The organism is Granulicella tundricola MP5ACTX9 (assembly GCF_000178975.2).
GTDB lineage: Bacteria > Acidobacteriota > Terriglobia > Terriglobales > Acidobacteriaceae > Edaphobacter > Edaphobacter tundricola.
In genome coordinates this window covers 121,777-142,787 of sequence record NC_015065.1, presented here as the reverse complement: position 1 = coordinate 142,787, position 21,011 = coordinate 121,777, and the positions used below count along the sequence as shown (strand labels likewise).

The following is a 21,011-nucleotide window of genomic DNA, read 5'->3' as shown; positions in this document are numbered from 1 at the left end:
AATGTTGGTACCACTGCCTGCACCGCCAACTCAACTGACCAAGGTCAAGACTGAAGTAAGCTTCAATGCTGAAGATCCCTGGAATGGGAACCGCCGCGGCATCTTTCTGCTGGAGAACTATCTGACCACCCTGCGGAACTTCGTACCGAACGAAGCTCAAGCGGCACGTCATCAGGGGGAGTTTCATCGAGCACTGCGTTCAGAGACGGACGGCGTAACGCGTTTCCTCCCCGAAAGCCTGATTGAGCTTTGGCTGACAAATAAAGTTCCTACTGAGGCGTTGCCCAATCTGCTAAGCCAGATTGAACCCACTCTCAGGAAGAGCGATTACATCCTCATGATGCGCAGGAAGGCAATGAAGGTCTTCGCCGTCTTTGAGACGATCTGCTGCTCTGCGTTGGTGCTGCTTGCCGTGGCTGTCGTCGTAGGATGCCACGCACCAATATGGATTGCCGTTCTGCTCGTCTTGGCGACAGCGTCTGTCTGCTGGGGATTCTTGTACCTGACGTACTTTGGAAAGCTCTTCCGGCGGAAACGACAGATGAAATGGCTCTTGGATCGCGTTCATACCAGCATCCCGTCCCCCACGGTTTTCCCCGATCTCCCCGGAGCAGCAAACTGCACCGTTGTTGATCCATATGTCGCGTAAGCATGCTGAGTCGCCATAGTGTTGGCTCCCTTGCAGGTTTTTCGAAACTGCATCATTTTCGGAGTCGATGGTTGTCGACGACCGGAGACTCATGGCCACAAGTCGTACAATCCCTTAAGTTCACCGCTATATAGTGCTGTCGTCCAGAACTTGTAACCTGGTGCTTCGCTTTGCGACCGCGGTGATCCTCTCACCAACGGAAGGATTCGACGATCTGTGGTTGTCCCGGTTTGCCCTCTATGACATCCGTCGAAAGAATGATCTGCACGTTGTCACCGGCACCCGACTTGGAGCTTTGTAGCCATGCTGCTAATCCCTGCTCATTGGTAAGGAACTCGCTTGCTGCTTCGGTGCCGCTCATCCCGATCCCAGCCACGATGAGGACATACTGATCCGTCTCCTGATCGAAGAACGCGTCCACCATACCGTAGTCCCGGGTATTACTCAGCGCCTTCTGCTGGGTGTCCAGCGTCCAGATACGTTCCGGGCGTTGGCTATCCTGAATGCAGTTCCGTCCGTTCTGGAGTGTGACGAAGCGAAAGCGAAGTTGCTTGGTGAGATTCGTCGTCCAGAGATTGTTGAAGCCGCCGATCAGCACAAACGGTCCCCGCCTGAGTTGTTCAAGCGTGGTATCGGTTGCACCCTGGGTGTAAAACGAGTGGGCGTTCTGCGTCAGCAGCGTGGTAAGCCTGACGTAACTGGTCAGGTCATTCAGTTGCACCATGTCTGAGCGCGTCATCGCTGAGAGTAGGGTCTGCTGCGTCTGAGGTAAGAGCACATGGCTGACGTAAGAAATATCGTTCCCCTGCGCGTCGAAGGAATGTACCCCGAGAACGATGAGGGTGGGTTCTGATGAGTGAAGAAGACGATCCCAAAAGAACGCCGCGCCCGGCCTGAGCTGCCTGCCCTGGTATTTCTGCCAGCCGAACAAGATCAATGGAATCAAAGCGCAGAGCAGCAGGCCATAGATCCAGATGAGATGCAGCCGTGTGATTCGCAGAAAGCGAGGCTGCCGGATCTTTGCTTTCAGCGGTGGATCCAGAGCAGCGATCGAGGTAGGCGTGATGACTGAGGATGCAGTCGGCTCTGGGTGCAAGTCGTGGAGTTCGGGGGGGACTGCGGCGTTGTCACGGAAACGAGCCTCTGGCTGCGTCTGCGTACTCCGTCTGTCTTCAAACGGCCGAAAAAAACGTGGCTGATAGGAGCCGAGCGGAATTTCGATCCGCAGTTCGTCCTCGTGTCCGCGCTCCTGGTAGTATTGCGCGATTCGTTTGCGAACTTCACCGGCGGAGATGCGCACGACCGGGTCTGCATTGGTGTCGTAGTCAGGATCCCTGCCAAAGACTTCAATTCCCAGTGCTCGCTCTTTGAGGGCATCACTTCGCCCTGCTATAAATTCACCGACAATATAACGGAGCAGCGAAGGGTAACGCTTGCTGTTACGAAACAGGGAACTGCCGACGACGCGTTCAAGCTGTTTGAGGATCTCGGCCGGTTCAGGCTCAACATCTGCCTCATTTCCCCCGCCGGGCTCCCCTCTGACTTCCAAATCCTTAGTAAGCATGGGTCGATCTTTCTCACAAAATTTTGTTAGGCGGAGCAATCCAAGGGGAGGGGACCAGCCCTCAATCGGCAAGTGGAACAGTGTGATACGGCAGGGACCCAGCTCCCTACCTTACTTCATTTCGATGAATAGACCCGTAAAGGAAAAATTACGAAAGTAACGTATGCTGCATCGCCGTTATCGATGTCAAGACCTACTACTCATTGATAACACTGGTTGGCGATTTGTATTGTCCCGGCATTGTCACTTTTGTTGGCGTTGAACAATTTCCCTAACCCTTCATAAGTTTCAACCCCGCAGATTCAATGGTTTGGACGACGTAACATACGTCTCGTGGAGTCAGGCCTCCGAGAGGATTCTGGCTCCGCTACCGTAGCATCCTTGCGGAATCAACTACGGAACCCTAGGGTTGCAGAGGCATCGAACACCCGGCCCATTTGTAACTTAAGTTTTCCATTGGGAACGCTTCCCAATCAGACGCACGGCATTCCTCGCGGTCTTCCAGAAGGCAGAAGGCGCGAGACCCAACCTAACGGAGCTTCCATGCAGAACATCAATACTGTCCTTCTTTCCGACCGCGCATCAGGCCGCCCCGCTCTCCGTGCCGTCGTTGTCGCCACTGATCATATTGAAAGAGAAATGTTCGCCCCTCCGCAGGGGCGCACACGGTTCATGGCGCTCCGCTTGCTGCTCGCGAGTTCGCTGTTGATCCTGGCACCCTGGCTGCTGATGGCAAACGCGCAGCAGGTTGAACGGTACCTACCGCTCTCGCAGCGCTCCACCATCAATCTTTCAGCGGGTGTGCCGCAGTACATCGGGGACGCGACGAACACATCGAGCGCTCCGCAGAACCCCTGGCTTTACGAGAACACGGTGAACTCGACTCAATACTCCGCGCAGGATTTTGTGGAAAACACAGACAGCGCGGCTCACTGGCAACCGGTCGGCGTGCCTTACGACGCAAACATCCCACGAACCTTCATCAACCAGACCTCAGGTGGAGGTGATGGTTCGCTAACGGGAAATCAGAACTGGTATCGCCTGCACTTCAAGGTGGACCCCAAGTACGCGGGACAGAAGTTTCTGCTCAACCTGGAGGGATCGCATACTGCGGTGCAGGTGTTCATTAACGGGAATCTGCTCCCAGGCATGAGCCTCGTGGCGGCAAACGCGAAGGCGACGCATGTGGTTGGATTCATTCCAGTCGTCGTCGACCTCACGCCATACATCAAAGCCGACGGCACGACGGACAATGTCATTGCAATCGACGTCTCGCGTGGAGATCCGTGGTTTGAGCAGCCGGGCTTTTCGGGTGCCTTCCGCTTCGGACAGGCGATGGCGGGCCTATTCCGAAATGTCTATCTTTACGTGACCAATCCGGTACACATTCCGGTAAACGTCTATTCCAACCAGAAAACATGGGGCACGTACGTGGGCACCAAGTCGATCGACTTCTCGGCGGCTGCGACTGCAACAGCAAATTCCGCACAGGTGGAGGTCCAGACCAACGTCTTGAATGAGACGAATGCGACCCAGCAGGTCACGCTGACGACGCAGATTGTCGATGCGAGCGGCAAGGTGGTCGTTACGGCTGCCCCCCTGACACAGTCCGTGCCGGCGATGACGGCAGCCACCTTCCCCTCAGGCCCAACGCCGATCTTTGACCAGACCATCACCGTGCCGAACCCGACGCTGTGGTATCCGAACAATTCGATCTACGGCAAGCCTTATATGTATAAGGTCTACCATATCGTCAGCGTCAATGGCGTCGTGGTCGACTCGGCGCAGAGCCCGCTGGGCATCCGCATGCTGACGTGGGACAAGAACTTTCCTTACTTCAATGGACATCAGCAGTACCTGTGGGGTGCGTCCGGGCGTTATGACTACCCTGGCCTGGGCTCTGCCGTTCCGGATGAGCAGGTTTGGCGTGACCTCGCACAGTTTGCCGCAGGCGGCGGTAATGTCTGGCGTCCGGGTCACTCAACCTCCAGCGAGGAGTTTGTCGAAGCGGCCGATGCCTACGGCATCATGATCGATCAGCCCAGCGGCGATGGGGAAGGCCATTGGAGTCTTTCAAGCAACACTCCGCCCACAGCGGACGATCTTCAACTCAAGCAGGAACTGCATCGCGACATGATCATCCGCGACCGCAGCCACCCATCCATTCTCGACTGGGAAGAAGACAACGGCGGCAACAATACGCTGCTTGCATCGCAGCTCGATACGCTCGAGCAGCAGTGGGATTCCATCCAGATACGGAAGCAGGCCACGCGCTCCGGCGATACCTCCTATGCCTACATCAACGAATGCGATCAGGCCGGATGCGAGATTGCGTCTAAACAGAACAATGAAGACTTCCCTGCGTTCGGCGCTGAGTACTGGGACAACGTCGGCACGGGACGCGGACTCGCGTATGACAACGAGCTCTCCTTTGCCGCGCCTTATCTCGACGATTGGCGCCGCGGCCGTGCGGTCAATACCTTCGGTATGGCGCAGTGGTACTTTGCCGAGACCCCGGGTGAGATCAGCTTGTGGTCCGAGTATCAGAACAATCCGGCCATGGTGAACTTTGTCCGCTCGCTCGGCTATTCCGAGGTAGACCAGAACCGCTTCCCGCGGCTGCTGTACTACATCTATGAGGCAAACTGGGTTCCGTACTCCATCAAGCCCGTAGTCGCGCTGGCCCATCACTGGAACCGCGCCTATGAGTACACCCAAGGGACACCCATCCAGGTCAATGCGTTCAGCAATTGCCCGGCGGTACGCCTGCTGATCAATGGTGTTGCGAAAGATCCGGTGACCGGCGCGATTCTGGCGGATCAGAAGCCGAACGACTGGACCAGCAACTCCAGCCTGGACCTTACACAGAACACAACGGTTATGCCGGGTCAGGTGCATTGGATGGTCAACTTTGCACCCGGCAATGTAACGGCGCAATGTATCGATGAAACCGGTAACCCGGGAATCTCGGATACTCGCGTGACTGCTGGTCCGGAGTACAAGATAGTCCTGACTGCCGTGCCTGAATTGCAGAAGCCTGACGGTTCCAGCTTCCAGTGGACGTCAAACGGTTCCGATGCCGCATTTGTGGTTGCTCAGGTTGTCGACCAGCAAGGCAACATCGTTCCTACCGCTGCGGACAACGTAACCTTCTCGGTCAGAGGACCCGCGCAGTACATGGGCGGCACACAGCAGCTCGTGGCTGATCCTTCATGGACCAACTACTACCAGGATGCCTTCTCGCTGGCGAATGCCGGTATCATCGGCGGCCAGCCGAATGCGTTCTTCCACGCTCCAGGAGATCCTGAGTTGAACTTTGAGGGCGGTCTGCAGAAGATTGCCTTGCGCAGCACTTTCACGCCCGGTACAGTCACGGTGACGGCAACCGCACCGGGTCTGGTAGGGAACTCCGTAACGTTGACCTCCGTAGCGCCACCCCCACCCACCACGACGCAGGCTCCTGCGATCATCGTCCCCCCTGTCAGCACAGCCGTGACTCAGGGGCAGCCGGCAACCTTTACGGTCTCTGCCAGCGGCTCCGGCACGCTGAGCTACCAGTGGTTCCTGAACAACAACGCAGTGGCAGGTGCCAACGGCACAACCTTCATCACCGGTGCCACGGCCCTTTCAGACAACAACGACAGCATCATGGTGACGGTGACGAGTGCGAGCGGCTTTGGCTCGGTCAGCTCCAACCCGGCTATCCTTTCCGTAAGCCCGCCGCAAAACGTTGCGATCACAACCTCGCCGGCATCGCAGACGTCGGTTGTAGGCCAGACGGCGACCTTCAACGTGGTCGCCAGCGGCTCACCGCAGTTGAACTACGCGTGGTTCAAGAACAACAACCAGGTGGCTTCAGGTCCTCTGAGCAGCTATACGACTCCGATCCTAACCATGGCAGACACGGACACGTACTACGTGATCGTCAGCAACCCCTTGAACCAAGTCCAATCCAGCAACGCTGTCCTGACCATCGCGGCGCCTTTGCCGGTCAGCATCACGGGGTCGCCTGTAAGCCAGATCGTTGCTAGCAATCAGCCAGTTATGCTGAGTGCCACGGTCGTCGGTTCCGCACCGTTCACGTATCAGTGGAACTTCACCCCCCAGGGTGGAGCGACAACCATCCTCGAGAGCAACTTGCAGTCTTCAAGCGTGTTCAACTTTACGATTCCGGCAATGTCCGCATCGACCGCCGGCTCGTACACCATTACGGTCAACAATGCGGCCAATGCACCCGCTACAAGTGCCAGTGCACAGTTGACGTTGGCGCCTCCCGGGGTCAACCTGGCGTATGCCATGCCGGCGACTGCCTCCAGCTCTCAGCAGAATTGCAACGATCTGACGACCGCCCCGCCGCTTAGCGGTGCAAATTGCCTGGGTGCGGAGAACGCAGTTGATGGCAACCTCGCCACCCGCTGGGCTTCCGCCTCAGCAGGTGCTCCGCCTACGACCCTCACCCCCGGAGTCGACCCGTCCGATCTCATCATCGACCTGGGTGCAACTCAGCCGTTCAACACTGTCGCGATCAACTGGGAGAATGCTTACGCAACCGACTACGAGGTCGACTACACCAACGACGATCCCACGGCCAATCCGCAGTGGGTGCAGGCGATCGCCAAGCATGATGGCGGCGGCAGCTCCGAGACATTGAGCTTTGGAACGGTTCGCGGGCGCTATGTGCGCATGCACGCCAACCAGCGCGCAACGCAGTATGGCTACTCCATCCTTGAGTTCCAGGTCTATAACCTCGCGCAGTGCGGCGGCGTCAATGAGCGGTACACGCCCAGCACTGCCGATACCAGCCTGGTCGTCGATAACCTGTTGAACCTGACCTGGACGCGTACCGTACAGACAGACGCCACCACCGGTGCACAGTTCACCGGCGACAAGGCTGCCACCTTCTGCGCGAACCGCAGTATGCGGCTGCCAACCAAGGCTGAAGCACTCAGCATCAGCGGAAACAACTACGCAAGCTGCGCCTTCAACGGAACGTGGAGCACCTGGACCTCGACCGTCAACCCCACCGATTCCACGGAGACGGCGATCGTAAGTTTCAACGGCGACGTCACCCAGAACGTAACCCTCAACTTCCCCGGCGCAACGCTGTGCACCACCGGCACCTTCGCTGGACAGGCACCGTTGATCACAGCCGCACCGCAACCGTCCACCGTGACGTTAGGACTCTCAGCCACCTTCAAGGTCGCTGCGACCGGCGTGCCATCCCCCACGTACCAGTGGTCTGAGAACGGAACCGTCATTTCCGGCGCAACCGAGCCGACTTACATCACCCCGCCAACCACCACAAACGACAATGGTGCCACCTTCAGTGTCGCAGTGACGAACGGCAGCGGAACGGTAGTGTCCACTCCGGTCGCTCTGACGGTCTCTTCCACTCCTCTCCCGCCGCCCACCGGACCCACAGGTCCCACGGGCCCCACCGCACCAAACAATCCCGGGGCAATCACTGCGCCTACGGGCTCGCCGACCAATCCTGCTAACCCGGTCATTCCGACCGACCCGGCAAACTCCGGTAACGGCAACACCAACTCAACCGACACCATGATCACCGGCTTCGGTACGACGCTGGCGCCCCTTGGTCCTAACCTCGCGCTCGGTGGTGCCGCTCTTTCCACCGGCGATGAGAACCCGGGTCTCGGACCGATCAACGCTGTTGACGGCGTGGCGACCACTCGCTGGTCCTCCGCCTTTACCAACGCGTCTGACATGCAGGTCGATCTTGGCTCGGTGCAGTCGGTTGGCCAGGTGGTGCTGCGCTGGGAGCGTTCGTTCGGCTTCCAGTACCAGATCCGCGTTTCGACTGACGGACAGAACTGGACCCCGGTCTTCACCCAGATGCAAGGTCAGGGTGGCACGGAGAACCTGGTCTTCCCGGCTGTGAACGCTCGCTATGTGCAGTTCTACGGCATCCAGCGCTCGTCGCAGTACGGCTACTCGCTGTGGGAGATGGAGGTTTACGCTCCCGCCCCCACAGCGCCACTCGCAACGCCGGACCCGCTCATCACCGCGCCGACAGGCTCGGCAACCAACCCCATGCAGCCGGTCATTCCAACCGATCCGGCAAACTCCGGTAACGGCAACACCAACGGAACCGACACCATGATCACGGGCTTCGGTACTACGCCGATGCCCACCGGTCCTAACCTTGCTCTCGGCAAGCCAACCCTCTCCACCGGAGATGAAAACGGTGGTGTTGGACCGGCCAATGCGGTTGACGGCATCGCGACCAGCCGTTGGTCGTCTGCCTTCACCAACGCCTCTGACATGCAGGTCGATCTCGGAGCGGTGATGCCGGTCAACCAGGTCGTGTTGCGCTGGGAGCGTGCTTACGGTTTCCAGTATCAGATCCGCACCTCGACGGATGGGCAGAACTGGACCCCGGTCTTCACTCAGACACAGGGCCAGGGTGGCACGGAAAACCTCATCTTCCCAGTAGTAAACGCACGCTATGTGCAGTTCTATGGCATCCAGCGCTCGTCGCAGTATGGCTACTCGCTGTATGAGATGGAGGTCTACGGCTCAGGCACTGCTGGGACTGGAACCGGAACCGGAACTGGCACCGGTACGGGAACAGGCACTGGAACCGGAACCGGCACCGGAACTGGAACTGGCACTGGAACTGGCACTGGAACTGGCACCGGCACCGGGACTGGCACTGGTACCGGTACGGGCACTGGTACAGGTACGGGAACCGGAACAGGCGGCGCAATCGCTTTCACAGCGCAGCCTGCTAACCAGAATGCTACGGTTGGTTCAGCTGCTACGTTCTCAGTGACGGCAGCTGGTTCGGGACCATTCACTTACCAGTGGCTCAAAGGCGGTACGCCGATCGCCGGCGCCACCTTTGCCACCTACGTCACCCCAACTCTGACCCTGACGGACAACGCAAGCACGTTCTCTGTCCTGGTCGGCAGCACGTCGGGTGCCACCCCGACGACGTCGTCAGCCGCAACCTTGTCCGTAACTCCCTACACCGTTGTGAAGGGCGCAATCGACATCGATCTCGTCAACAACACTCATGGAGCATGGTCGAATGACCAGGTCTACATCACAATGATTGGGTTCGATCCGAGTAACGGTAACCGTGCCTATGTCAACGCTGCCGGTCAGATTGTGGACTTCACTACGGCTGACAGTAGCGCCGCTAATCATCTCACTGGGCCGGACGGTCTACCGTACGGCAACTATTCCTTTACCCTGGCGCAGGCGTCCAATCTAAAGCTGTCGCCTTTAGGATCGGCGCGAGCATTCGTCTCGCTTGGCGTGCCGCTCTACATCGGGCTCCCTCCTCCTGATAACACCGGTAAGATCACGGGGTTTGTAGGACCGGTGCATGATAACCCCACCGATCCAAACTACAACACCCACTTCGATTGGTATGAGTTCGATTACCACGCAAACCCTGACAGCTCTACAGGCATCTTCATCAACACCACCCAGGTGGATGAATTTGGAATACCGCTGGTGCTAGATGTCTTTGCGTCGAACGCTTCTTTTCACCAGCAGGTTGGTATCACCGAAACAGTCGCCCAGATTGATGCTGAGTTTGCGGCGGAAGTACCGATACAGTTCCAGCCTTCCACGTTGACGAACTTATTCATCTTTTCGCCTGCCAAGACTGGGATGCCAATGTTCGCCGATACCTTAAACCCACAAAACAACGGACCCTTCGCCAACTACTTCGATAATGTGGTGCAGACGGCATGGACCAGTTATGCGACCAAGCCCATCACCATCAATCTGGCCGGCCGTCAGTACAGCGGTACTGCCGCAGGCAAAACGCTCACCTTTACTGAGGTCAACGCAGCTCAACAGAATGTGGGTGAGATCTTCACCGTCCAGCAACCCACCACGCAGGAGGTCCTGATCTGCGCCGGTTCCATGAACTCCGGTGTCGATATTACCGGAGCGCCTGGCAGCCCATTAGCCGCAATGCAGCAGGATGAGGACGGCGTGCAAAGGCAGCTTCAGAACCAGATATGCTCCGCAACCAATCGCGGCATTCTGTTGAAGTCGCCCACAACCTGGGCCGATGCCAGCACCTACTTCCCAGCGGCACCGGACAACGCGTATGCGCAGTTCTGGCACAAACACTCCATTGGAGGCTTTGCTTATGGCTTCTCCTACGATGACAACAACAACCAAAGCACCACTATCTCAACCGGCAACCCTGAACACATGACGTGGACCATTGGTTGGTAGTTGGGTCACTGAAATTGCAATTGGGGGGCATCGCTACTTGGCGACGCCCCCTTTTGTTGTTAAAGGCATGCTTACGAAAGAGGGCGGTCTGATCCGTAATCTCCGCTTCCTTCCACGCCACAGACGTCGTCTCCCCGTTCGCTACTGCAATTTCAATCTGACGCAGCAAGTTCACCACTCGTTCAGCCGTATTGCTTCTTTCTTCGTGCCATCTTCCGCTCCTTGAAACGCGGTTTCTAACGAATCAACTGGTTCAAAAAACGATGGGCACTCCACCAGCGCCAACGGTAGTACGTCTGTTCGACAATCCCGGTTTCCCTGCAGGCTTGGGGCAACGCCTTGCCCTTCGCCATGCCAACCTCAACCTGTCGCAGTAGGTTCACAATCTGCTCTACCGTATGCTTCGTGCCTCGTACCATCAAAAGTCCCTCTCAATGCCAGTTTCATCGTTCTTAACTGGTACAGAAAAGGCCGGGCATTCCACTGGACGATTCAGGGATTGGTAGCTGGTTTCAAGAGAGCGGTATCAGTATTGGAACAATCTGAGCAGAAGTCAAGACAAACCTTGAGGCGCTTCGCTGATAGGAACGGTAGGACTAATTCTGGTCATCATCGTTCCAATGTCTCTTCAGGACTGCGGCTGCAGCTCTTGCAGCTGATCGCTATTTGAGAAGTGCTGCATGAGCGTGCAGTGCGCTTCTATCCAGACATAGAGAGGTCCAGAACATGGCCTTGTGCAGGACAGAAGTTGATATCGGATGCGGGCCGAAGGGCGATGTGGCGGAGCGGTGATTTCTCAGTGCATCAATAGCATTGGCGAGGAACTCGGCCTGGTTATTGATGATTGCCTGAGATAGTCCATGTAGGCGGGACTGCGTATGCCGAGGGGGGAGATAGAGAACGACGCCGAAGGCCTGAAAGAAGAGACCGCCAGGGTGGGTGAACTTGGCGAGAGTGCGGAACTTATCTCCTGTGGGCGTCGGAGCAGAAATCGGCTAGAGCGCGTCGCGTGACCGGCATATTTTGGCTGTGTAAAGGGACCACATCGCCGCCGCTTGACTCGATAAGTTGTTGCGCTGCAGGGCAGCTTACGGATCACGTATGCGAAGGTAGGTATCGAGGCACGGTCGCTTGATCGACTTCATTTTGTCTGACGGCCGCAACTCTCCGGCAGTCCATCGTTTATTGGGAAAAGCGTTGACTGTGATACGCCATTGGCAGCCACCGTCAATTGTTACAGACCAGTTCGGGTCATAGCCTAAGGAAACTCTGCACAAGTTCCGCGTCGGCGGCCTGATGGATTAATCTGATGGTTAGGGGTGGATGGCGATGAGGCAACAGACTTTTGCGTCGCAGTCGAGCTTTGAGAAGTATGGGCGGGAGTTGTTTCTGGATGAGATGGAAGTGGTTGTTCCATGGGTCGAGTTACAGGCTCTGGTCGAGCCACACTACCCGAAGGCCTGCAACGGTCGTCGTCCTGTCGGGCTTGGGATCATGCTGCGGACCTACTTCATGCAGCAGTGGTTCAACTTGTCCGACCCTGGCGTCGAGGAGGCGTTTCACGAATCCTTCACGCTGCGGCGGTTCGCTGGTGTTGACCTGGGCGTGGCTCCGGCACCGGATGAAACGACAGTGCTGTGCTTCCGTCACCTGCTCGAAAAGCATGACCTCGGCGGTGCCATGCTCGACGCGGTGAACCTGCATCTGGCAGCCAAGGGCATCCGCATCGAGACCGGTACGATCGTGGATGTGACCATTATCCACGCGCCTTCTTCGACGAAGAACGAGAAGAAAGAGCGTGATCCGGCGATGCGCCAGACTCGTAAGGGCAAGCAGTGGTATTTCGGACTGAAAGCGCACGTGGGCGTCGATGCAAAAGAAGGTCACAGGCACTCGGTAGCAACGTCGGCGGCCAACGTCTCGGACGTACCTATGCTGCCGGATCTGCTACATGGGGAGGAGCGCAAGGTGTGGGGCGACGGCGGCTATCAAGGCCAGACGAAGGCCATCCGGCAGGCCGCGCCCAAGGCCCAGGACATGACCTGCAAGCGAACCAGGTTCAAGAACTATGTCGATGAAGCTGCAAAGAAGAAGAATACGACGAAATCAAAAGTAAGAGCGAAAGTAGAACACGTCTTCCGTATCCTGAAGCGCGTCTTCGGCTTCGACAAGGTGCGCTACCGAGGTATCGCCAAGAACCATCACCGGCTATGCACTAACTTCGCCCTCATCAACCTCTACCTCCACCGCAAGCACCTGGCAGGGCTGGCCGCATAGCGCCCGAAAACGGGCAACGACTCTTCAACACAGCGCACACTCAGCCAAAACCAAATACAGCACGGTAGTATCGTAACAAACCGGCCGCCGACTCAAGACGTTTACTCATAACGTCAAATCAGCCGCCTGCGCAGAGTTTCCTTAAGTGAATGTGAACGTCTTTGTTCGAGACAATGTAAGTGGATCGGCGGGAATATTGATCTCATCCTCACCTTGCAGCTGGCTTTAGTATCTGGTGAAGGAGTTTGCAATTTGCCTTATAGACCTGTTCGTTCCCGGAGCTTGCCGGGATCCTGAACCGTGAAACCAGTCGGGCGGTGTATTTAAGGTCATCACCCAAACTGACTGTACAAGCCATCGGCTACATACATGAGTGCATGTGGCTCCGACGTTTGGATCGCAGCCAACGCAACGCACTTCGCGTCCGGGGAATGAAAGGCCGAGAAAGATTTTAACATTACGTCAGTTTTACGTTGCACTAGTTTGATCTGAGAGTCTCCGCTTACCTCTGAACTTTAGGATCACTGCACCAACTTGGATTAGTGTCTGAGACGCTGCCAGCTGTCATTTTCGGGCTCTGCATTTCTCCGATACGACCCCTTCAGGCGGTCCAAAGTTGGTGAACAAGCAATGTACACGCACGCCGGTCACTTTGACCGGTCTTGTTGCTGAACCAGACCTGCCGGGCGCTACCGCCAAGTCCATTTTCAACATCAGCGCAGACCCGACACCTTCGATATCATCGATGTGCTGACCTAAGTCTTCGCGGAGCATCATGCCTAGAACGAGACCACACACACCAAGACGATACGCAAAACTCGCCGCGTGCTCCGCGCTCGTGTTTCTCAACGGCTGCGGATCTGGAATTCACGCCAGCGGCCCGGCGCTCTTGGCGACAACAGCGCCAACGGGCGTCTTACGGCTGGTTACGATCGGCAACAGCATCACCTGGCACTCGCCGGAAAACGACGTTTCATGGAGCGGGGATTGGGGAATGGCCGCTTCAAACATCAACGCCGACTACGCCCATCTCACAGCCACCTCTCTCTCACTCCCGCTGGTGAGAGTTAACGTGGCAGCGCTTGAGTCCGATCCCACGACCGTCGACGCACTCACCGCACAGACAGCGGCACTCATCACGCCGGGCAGCGCCGTGGTTGTAGAGCTTGGAGATAATGCGAAACCCGGTTCGAATGGCAGGGCAAATTTTCAAGCGGCGTACCATCAGCTATTGGATGCCGTTGCGACCGGCAAATCTCTGGCCTGCACCAGCACTTACTGGGGAGAATCGTCGATCGACGCCATCATCCAGGCAGAGTGCATACTGCACCATGGCAGCTACATCTACATTGGCGATATCTACGGTAGCCCGATTAATACAGACTCTTCAACCAACACTTTCTCCAACCCGTTCGTCATCATGCATCCGCATGACTGGGGCATGAATGCCATTGCAGTACGCGTGCAACAGCACATCCTGCAACCTTGACAACCTAAAGATCGCCTTCCATCTTTAAAACACGCCTCAAATAAAGGGTGGTGCATCTGCGACTGAAAGGGCTATGGCCCCAAAGCGGCGTCCCCTGTGCCTTGGGTCAATCGCTCCGAGCCACGCTCCTATCGGTCTCGGCCACGCACTCTTCGCAGCGCGGACGCTTGCATCATGGATCAGAATCTTGCGGAGGTAGACTTTACCGGTCCTTGTGACGCGCAGTAGCTTCGGCTTTCCACGATTCAAGTACTATTTGGCAAGAGACCAAGCCACGCTGTGAGCCGCTGCCCTTGCGGAAGACGCCTCTATTGCTAATGCCCGTTGCGCACCACTGATTCAAACCCCGTGGGAGCAAGAAAGCTCTTGCTATTGCGAGGATTGGCCAAGCCGATTGGCTTCGTCCCGGCTTCATGAAACAATTACGGTAGAAGCTGGAGGGACCATCATAGTGTTGCCATCAACACGTTTCAGTTTGAGGATGGCACTCATTGTCCTCGCGGGCGCTCAGGTTGCTGCCGCCCAAACCGTGACGATTCTACCCTTGCAGCCTTCGAACTCTTTTTTGGCTCCAATCCGGCCTTTTGTAGGCGGTACCTTAGGGCAGGCTTCCTCCGCACAACCTACGCATCCTTCCGTCGATGATGACCGCAACGGGTCCACGTTCGTGTCGATGGATAGCTGGGTCTATCCGACCCTCGAACGGCTGGCTGCTCTGGGACTGATCCCGAGCCAAGATATCTCCATTCGACCCTGGACACGGCAGGAGTGCCGCCGTCAGCTTCGCGAGACAGAGGACATTCTGTACGGATTCGGAGACCTGGATACGCCGGTCAACGACGCGATCCGAAATGAAGCTGAACGTCTTGTGCCAGATCTGGAACGCGAACTGCAGGAACCGAACGGAAAGACGACGGCCACGCTGGAATCTATGTACGTCCGCGGTGGCACCATTGCCGGTGCACCGCTGACCGATGGCTTTCACTTCGGCCAAACCTGGTGGAACGACTACGGTCGGCCCCTTGGTCGCGGAACTTCCGCGATCACTGGATACAGTTTGCGCTTGACCTCCGGAAGGTGGTTCTTCCACGTTCGGCAAGAAATGCAATCGGACCCCGGAGTGCGTGCGATCACGCCTGCCCAAGCCAACCTCTTCAACCAACTCGACAACGTGCCGTTTTCCTCGGCACCAACAATTCCCCCAGCAATCGTTCCACAGCCCGCGCCGGCGGTCGCAGCCTATGTGCGACAGAGGCCGCTCGATTTGTATGCTGGCTATGCCTTCGCTGGCTATGCCGTATCCTTTGGCAAGCAGGAGATTTACTGGGGGCCAACCACCATGGGGCCGTGGGCATTTTCGAGCAATGCGGAGCCCACGTATAATCTTCGCCTGATGTCGACGCGACCGCATCCGTTTCCACTTGTTCCACAATTGGGCAGCTATCGCGTCGATCTCGTCTTCGGTAAGCTTTCTGGCCATAAGTACCCAGCGCGACCCTATTACAACGGCCAGAAGATCTCGTTGATATTTGGTTCGTATTTTGAGACCAGCTTCACGCGCTGGTCGGTGCTGTGGGGCGTGGGACATCCCATGTCGCTGCACACCCTCAAGAACAACCTCTTCAGCAGTGATTCGACGGGCGCCACCTTTGCCTACGGCGACCGTACCGATCCCGGCGACCGCAAGGGCGATTGGGACTTCCGGTTGCACGTTCCCGGTCTCAAGGAGTATGCGACGATTTACGGCGATGCGTACTCTGACGACGAGGTCAACCCAATAGACGCGCCCCGTCGCGTGGCCTGGCAGACGGGGCTCTATATGCCGCATCTGCCAAAGGCGCCGCATGTGGACTTTCGTTTTGAAATGGCGTCGTCGGAAGAATTGAGCCAGGACGAGGGTGGAGCGCGCTTCTTCCTCAACAACCAGTATCGCGATTCCAATACCAATAAGGGCTTTCTGCTGGGCAATGGCGTGGGACGCGATGGACGGGCATTCGAGGGCCGCATCGGTTACTGGGTGTCGCCGCGCACGCGCATCGAGGCTGGGTATCGGCAGAACAAAATCTCTGAGCGTTTCCTGCCCACAGGTGGAACCGTCTCGGACGGTTTTATTACTGGCGACTTCGCATGGAATAAAGAGTGGTCCGCGCAGGTCTTCACGCAATATGAGCGATTTCTGATTCCATCGTTCATGCCCGGCCGTCACGACAACACGAGCGCCCGTATTCAGATCACATGGACGCCGCAAAAGAACGTGGAGTTGATTCGGTAATCCACCATGCGCATTGTCATCCTCAATGATTTTGCCCATGTTGAGGGCGGCGCGAGCCAAGTAGCTCTTTCCTCTGCGCGGGCCTTGGCAGGCCGGGGCCATCAGGTCATGTTGTTTGCCGGCGTCGGTCCGGTCTCTCCGGATCTGGAGGGCATCGAATATCTGGAGGTTGTTTGCCTGGGCCAGCAGGATATTTTAGCCGACTTAAACCGTGGCCGAGCTTTAATTCGCGGTCTCTGGAATGATTCTTCGGGCTCAGCGTTTCGCGAAGCGATGCGCCGCTTCGACCCGGCAGATACAGTGGTGCATCTCCACACCTATACGAAATCACTTTCCAGCAGCGTGGTGCGCGCAGCGCTGGATTGCGGCTTTCGCATGGTGTTAACCATGCACGATTACTTCAGTGTTTGTCCAAATGGCAGCTTCTTCATCTATCCCACGCAAACTCTTTGCCCACACACGCCCATGTCAGCCGCCTGCCTGGGCACGCAATGCGATACCCGCAGGTACGCGCACAAACTGTGGCGGGTGGCCCGTCAATGGACGCAGGAACACCGCGGACGTCTGCCCAGCGGACTTCATGAGTTCATCTCGATTTCTGATGTCAGTGAGCGTATCTTGCGGACATATCTTCCGGCGGGCGCGCGCGTCCATCGGGTGCCCAATCCGATCGCCGTGCCGCACGAGCCGCCAGCGCACCCGGACGAGCATGCTACGTTCAGCTTCGTCGGCAGGCTCTCTGCCGAGAAGGGGCCGCAGCTTTTGGCTGCCTGCGCCGCGAAGCACAATCTACCCGTGCGCTTCATTGGGGAAGGAGCAGAGCGGGCGAAGCTGCTCGAGATGCTGCCGGAGGCTGAGTTTACCGGCTGGTTAAACGGCGTGGAAACACGCAAGGCTCTTCGTGCTTCGCGTGCATTGGTTTTCCCCTCCCTCTGGTATGAGACACAAGGCCTGGTCGTCGTCGAGGCGGCTGCCCAAGGTCTACCGACGGTTGTTCCTTCGGAAAGCGCCGCACGGGAGTGGGTTGAAGATGGCTTGACTGGGCTGATCTTCCGTCATGGCGACGCAGAGGACCTGGCTGAAAAGTTGCTTTTCCTGCGCGATCACCCAGACAGTGCCGCCGCCATGGGAACGGCTGCGTACCAGCGCTATTGGCAAAAGCCTGCGACGATGGAAGCTCACTGCGAGAGGTTGGAAGCCGTCTATGTAAGGATGCTCGAACAGGGCAACGGAGGCCTTAGGTGAGCCAGCCTCAGAACTGCCTTGCCATCTCCGTAGCCATGTGCACCTACAACGGCATGCGTTATCTGCCGGAGCAGTTGAAGAGCTTCAGTGAGCAGCAGAGGCTGCCCGATGAATTGGTGATCTGCGATGATGCCTCCTCCGACGGCACGCCGGATTTGCTGCAGGAGTTTGCACGCACTGCTGCATTCCCCGTGCACGTCCATGAGAATTCTCAGAATATGGGCTATAGCCGAAACTTCATGCAAGCCGTAGAGTTTTGCACGGGAGACGTCATCGCGCTCAGCGACCAGGATGATCTCTGGTACCCACACAAGCTGGAACGCATTGAGGAGCTCTTCGTCGAACATTCGGAGGCTGGCGGCATCTTCTCCAACGGAGACCTGGTCGATAGCTTATCGGCCCGGCTTCCAGGCGATCTCTGGGGCAGCTTCTCCTTCGATTCCGGTAGCCAGCGGCATGTTGCAAATGACGATGCAGTCAAGGTGCTACTCCGCCGTAACGTGGTCACCGGCATGGCCTTTGCCTTCCGCAGTTCCTATCGACAGGTGGTTCGGCGCATGCCGCCGCATTGGCCACATGATTTCTGGCTGGCCCTGATGATTGCCGCGGAAAGTCGTCTGCTCCCATGTCCGGAGCACCTCGTGGCTTATCGCGTCCATACGAACCAGCAGATCGGCGTGCCCATCAACGGGGCAGAGAAGCGGGGTCTGCTGCGCGGGAAAGGTCTCGGACACTATCGAGCGCGCTCACGGGAACGCAACCTGCGCGAATACACCAGAGACGCGGTGCAGTTCGAGTCGCTCATCGAAGCGTCGAAGAGCGATTCACATCTCGCCGAGGCCGTCTGGCTGCCGCAAGCAGCGGCCAAAGCACGGCACATGCGTCGAGTCGTCCATCAGCTGGAGTCCGGCCGTGCTGCCCGCTGGGTCTCTGCGCTGACGCACTGGAACAGCTATCGCCTCTACGCACCAACAGGACTTAAAGCACTCGCTCGCGATCTCATGCTCTAATTTGTCCGCGCTATACTGATCCAGACTTGTAGCCAGACCCTATGTCCTCGAACGTTTCCCCTTCTATATCCCGTCCATTTTCCGTTCTTGCGATCGTGGTGGTCTATCGTCAGCATCCCGGGGAGAGCACGAGCCTTCTGACATTGGAGGAAACAATTCGGCGGGCCGGGACGACTTCCCCGCGCATAAGTATCCTCGTGGCTGATAACACGCCTGGTGGCCAGCAGCCGGGTTCGCTGTCTCCCGGCATCGAGTACCGTCCGTATCCGAAGAATCCGGGGTTGGCAGTCCCATACAATGATGCCCTCGCCACGGCTCGCCGAGAAGGCTTCGATTGGCTTCTAACCCTGGATCAGGACACGCAGCTGCCGCCAGACTTCCTCGACAGTATGGTCGCCTGCGCGGCACGCTGTGCGCACGACCCCCGCGTAGCGGCTGTCGTGCCGAGGATCGTTGACGGTGGTCTCCCAATTTCTCCGTTCCGATTCGTGGGCGGCTTCCTCCCCACGGTACTCACTGGCAAGGTCGCTGGACTCGCGCCGTTACATACCTCCGCACTGAACTCAGCCTCGCTGCTACGTGTTGCAAGCCTAGAGGCGATCGGCGGGTACGATCCCCATTTCCCTTTGCACAATAGCGATACGCGCCTCTACCAGCGGCTTGATAAGGCCGGTTACCGGGTTGCCGTTGCAGATGGAGTGATCGTTCCTCATGAGTTTTCCATCCTGCGCCGCGAGCAAAGAATGTCCCCGGATCGGTACAGGTCTATGCTCGCAGACGAACGCGATTTTTGGGATCGTCACATGGGGCCGCTCGGCCGTCTGGAGCGGATAGTACGCCTTGCGGGCCGCGCCGTGAAAGGACGTCTGCACAAAGAAAATGCTGTCTTCCAGCGCATCACCGTCGAAGAACTCCGGTATCGCCTGTTGTACTCCCGCCGGGCCAGGACGCGGACACGGGATGGCGAGAGTTCCACCCGTGCGATAAGCTAACAAGACGATGAACGCAACGCAGCAGGCGGAAGATGATGTGGCGACTGTCCCGGATATTCGCACAGCCCTGTCACTCGCCGAAGCGGCGGAGGCGCAGCCGATCCTGATTGAGCTTATACAGATGCTCATCGTCAACCGTCGCTTTTTTGGGAAGATGAGCCTGGCCGGTGTGCTTTGCGGCATCGCAATCGCTTTTTTGATGAAGCCGGTCTATACGGCGACAGCGACCATCATGCCGCCCCAGGCCGCGCAGTCGTCGCTTTCGTCACTCATGGGCCAATTGGGATCGCTGTCAGCACTCAGCGGTGGTGCCAGCAGCCTGCTGAAAAATCCAGCAGATATGTACGTCGGCATCCTGCAGAGCCGCACCATCTCCGACACCGCCATCGAACAATTTCACTTGAAAGAACGCTGGCATGAGAAAACCATGGTCGCCGCTCGCAAGGCGGTGGCGTCACACGCGCAATTCGAATCTTCGAAGGATAGCCTGATCCAGATTTCTGTGAAGGAACACGATCCTAAGCTTGCCAGTGATCTTGCCAACTTCTTTGTGGATGCTTTATACCGCATGAATTCGACGCTGGCCATCTCGGAGGCTTCGCAGCGGCGCCTATTTTTTGAAAAGCAGCTAGACGAGGAACGTGGGGCCCTTGCCAAGGCTGAGGATACGTTGAAGGCGACCCAACAGAAGACCGGGCTCATTACCGTGACCGGCCAGACCGAACTTGCAATCCGCAACATTGCCCAGACGCGTGCTGAGATTTCGGCCCGCCAGGTAGAACTGCAAAGCCTTCGCACCTACGCTTCCGAGGACAATCCGGATGTCGCCCGTGTTCAGGGCGAGATCAGGACTCTTCAAGGACAACTTTCGCGCCTGGAGGATAGCGAGAGCCATCTTGCACCAGGCGATACGGAAATCGCCACCAGCCAGATTCCTGCGGGGGGGCTGGAATACACCCGGGAATTGCGCGAGGTGAGGTACCATGATACTCTATTCGATTTGTTGAGCCGTCAATACGAGGCAGCGCGAATTGACGAGGCAAAATCGGCACCCATTATCCAAGTCGTTGATCGTGCCGTCCCACCCGATCAGAAATCTGGGCCTCCACGAACCTTGATCATTCTCGGCTGCACCGTCCTTGCGTTCCTTGTGGGTTTTGCGTGGCTGTTTCTGAGGGGGCATGTTGCGATGCTGCGGGCAGCAATCCGGTGAGATTCCCGTGCGGAAACGCGTTATTATCAGCGCAAGCTACCATCAAAGCGACAAACGCTGTTTAGCGCAGATAAGATCAT

At 57.4% G+C, this 21,011-nt stretch carries 10 protein-coding genes and 2 pseudogenes; 10 read left to right on the top strand and 2 right to left on the bottom strand.

Features of this window, described 5'->3' with window-relative positions; genetic code table 11:
• The first annotated feature begins 1 nt into the window (after window position 1).
• Window positions 2–649 carry a hypothetical protein gene (locus ACIX9_RS20840; RefSeq protein WP_013582175.1) on the top strand — a complete coding sequence of 216 codons (648 nt, stop codon included), beginning with the start codon at window positions 2–4 and terminating at the stop codon, window positions 647–649.
• 190 nt (window positions 650–839) lie between these two features.
• On the opposite strand, the gene ACIX9_RS20835 is transcribed toward ACIX9_RS20840, so the two are convergent.
• The gene (locus tag ACIX9_RS20835) at window positions 840–2,213 is read right to left on the bottom strand and encodes a hypothetical protein (RefSeq protein WP_013582174.1); all 1,374 of its coding nucleotides are present in this window, start codon (window positions 2,211–2,213) and stop codon (window positions 840–842) included.
• Between the two features lie 672 nt (window positions 2,214–2,885).
• Here ACIX9_RS20835 and ACIX9_RS20825 point away from each other — a divergent pair.
• A complete protein-coding gene (locus tag ACIX9_RS20825) occupies window positions 2,886–10,433 on the top strand; it encodes a beta-1,3-glucanase family protein (RefSeq protein ID WP_157478238.1) in 7,548 nt (2,515 codons plus the stop codon).
• 278 nt (window positions 10,434–10,711) lie between these two features.
• On the opposite strand, the pseudogene ACIX9_RS26565 reads toward ACIX9_RS20825, so the two are convergent.
• A pseudogene (locus ACIX9_RS26565) lies at window positions 10,712–10,852 on the bottom strand (transposase); the annotation flags it as partial.
• A gap of 706 nt (window positions 10,853–11,558) precedes the next feature.
• Between ACIX9_RS26565 and ACIX9_RS27810 the strand changes: the two are divergent.
• From ACIX9_RS27810 to ACIX9_RS20785, 8 genes and pseudogenes are all read left to right on the top strand, one after another.
• A pseudogene (locus ACIX9_RS27810) lies at window positions 11,559–11,690 on the top strand (IS6 family transposase); the annotation flags it as partial.
• Window positions 11,691–11,762: 72 nt separating this feature from the next.
• Complete coding sequence (locus tag ACIX9_RS20815; RefSeq protein WP_041597709.1) at window positions 11,763–12,710, top strand: IS5 family transposase; 948 nt, start codon at window positions 11,763–11,765, stop codon at window positions 12,708–12,710.
• A gap of 889 nt (window positions 12,711–13,599) precedes the next feature.
• Window positions 13,600–14,199, top strand: coding sequence for a hypothetical protein (locus ACIX9_RS20810; RefSeq protein WP_157478236.1), 600 nt, complete (start codon window positions 13,600–13,602; stop codon window positions 14,197–14,199).
• Between the two features lie 481 nt (window positions 14,200–14,680).
• On the top strand, window positions 14,681–16,471 hold the full coding sequence (locus ACIX9_RS20805) for a capsule assembly Wzi family protein (RefSeq protein ID WP_013582170.1): 1,791 nt from the start codon (window positions 14,681–14,683) through the stop codon (window positions 16,469–16,471).
• A 6-nt stretch (window positions 16,472–16,477) separates the two neighbouring features.
• A complete protein-coding gene (locus ACIX9_RS20800; protein ID WP_013582169.1) occupies window positions 16,478–17,716 on the top strand; it encodes a glycosyltransferase family 4 protein in 1,239 nt (412 codons plus the stop codon).
• Window positions 17,713–18,726, top strand: coding sequence for a glycosyltransferase family 2 protein (locus ACIX9_RS20795; protein ID WP_013582168.1), 1,014 nt, complete (start codon window positions 17,713–17,715; stop codon window positions 18,724–18,726). Before ACIX9_RS20800 ends, ACIX9_RS20795 begins: the two co-directional genes overlap by 4 nt.
• A gap of 41 nt (window positions 18,727–18,767) precedes the next feature.
• Window positions 18,768–19,718 (top strand): glycosyltransferase family protein, encoded by a 951-nt coding sequence (locus ACIX9_RS20790; protein ID WP_013582167.1) that lies wholly within the window; start codon window positions 18,768–18,770, stop codon window positions 19,716–19,718.
• A gap of 7 nt (window positions 19,719–19,725) precedes the next feature.
• Window positions 19,726–20,931: a GumC family protein gene (locus tag ACIX9_RS20785; RefSeq protein ID WP_013582166.1), complete on the top strand. Its 1,206-nt coding sequence runs from the start codon at window positions 19,726–19,728 to the stop codon at window positions 20,929–20,931.
• Window positions 20,932–21,011 lie beyond the last annotated feature (80 nt).

Excerpts from the sequence above, each read along its gene's own strand:
- ACIX9_RS20785 (WP_013582166.1), top strand. The coding sequence starts at position 19,726 with ATGAACGCAACGCAGCAGGCGGAAGATGATGTGGCGACTGTCCCGGAT.
- ACIX9_RS20815 (WP_041597709.1), top strand. The coding sequence starts at position 11,763 with ATGAGGCAACAGACTTTTGCGTCGCAGTCGAGCTTTGAGAAGTATGGG.
- ACIX9_RS20835 (WP_013582174.1), bottom strand. The coding sequence starts at position 2,213 with ATGCTTACTAAGGATTTGGAAGTCAGAGGGGAGCCCGGCGGGGGAAAT.
- ACIX9_RS20800 (WP_013582169.1), top strand. The coding sequence starts at position 16,478 with ATGCGCATTGTCATCCTCAATGATTTTGCCCATGTTGAGGGCGGCGCG.
- ACIX9_RS20840 (WP_013582175.1), top strand. The coding sequence starts at position 2 with ATGTTGGTACCACTGCCTGCACCGCCAACTCAACTGACCAAGGTCAAG.
- ACIX9_RS20805 (WP_013582170.1), top strand. The coding sequence starts at position 14,681 with ATGGCACTCATTGTCCTCGCGGGCGCTCAGGTTGCTGCCGCCCAAACC.
- ACIX9_RS20825 (WP_157478238.1), top strand. The coding sequence starts at position 2,886 with ATGGCGCTCCGCTTGCTGCTCGCGAGTTCGCTGTTGATCCTGGCACCC.
- ACIX9_RS20790 (WP_013582167.1), top strand. The coding sequence starts at position 18,768 with ATGTCCTCGAACGTTTCCCCTTCTATATCCCGTCCATTTTCCGTTCTT.